1 pseudogene is annotated in these 917 nt (G+C 32.0%); it reads right to left on the reverse strand.

The features are described 5' to 3' along the window. Positions 1-917 (reverse strand): annotated as a pseudogene (locus tag HMPREF1639_RS04030) (cell wall-binding repeat-containing protein); the annotation flags it as partial.

Genomic DNA, 917 nt, shown 5'->3' on the forward strand with positions numbered 1-917 from the left:
AATTTGTCTATTTCCTTATTGGTATTTGTTTTTAGCTTGTTTAAATCTTCTACAACAGGTTTAGTATATGAATTTTCTTCTGCCATTATATATTTAGAAACCGGCTTATCAATAGGTATTTTAGCATTCAATTTTCCACTTACTACCTTTAGTCCATATTTCGCTAATTCAATATTATAGTCATCTACTACCTCTTGAATGTTTCCATCATCCTTTATTTCATAGAGTTTCAAGCTATTATTCAGCTTCAATGGTTCAACTTCATTTTCGTCCAAATTTAATAATGACAAGGTCAAAAGGGGTTTACCTTTAGTATAATCCTTTAATTGTTCATTTTCCCATCCATTTGGTATATCAGCAGGCTTTCCATCTTTATCAAGTAGGCTGATTGATAGTGGGTAGTATCTACCTATTTTTTTATTTTTTAACTTTTCTTTGATCGTATCAGTAATATCTATTTTTTTTATTTCTGCCCTTGTATCATAATATAGTGGGGCTATTCCCATATTTTCATCAAAAACATAACGATTTATTCCAATATTTGCCTGGTCAAAGCTTTTTGACTGTCCATTAAATTTTATTTTTACTACTTTTAAATTTGTAGCCACGTCAATACTTCTTTTATTAACCTTTAATTCATAAGAAAAGATACTGGAGCTAGGTTGTCCATCCCTAAAAGACCTTACCTTAATAGTCAACTTGCCCCCTTCAAGATACTGGTTAGATATATCCTCTCTTCCTACCCCATTTTTTGACTCGTTGATAGAAAGGTTATATGTAGGCAGACCCTGACCATCCTTATCATAGGCATCTCCAAAATAGTATAGTTCTTTCGAGTCTATCGTAGGGTCGCTCCCATCAATAGTATACCTATACTCATCTTCTACATTATAACCACCATTTTTTCTAAACGAAAA

Source organism: Peptostreptococcus sp. MV1 (genome assembly GCF_000758885.1).
Lineage (GTDB): Bacteria > Bacillota > Clostridia > Peptostreptococcales > Peptostreptococcaceae > Peptostreptococcus.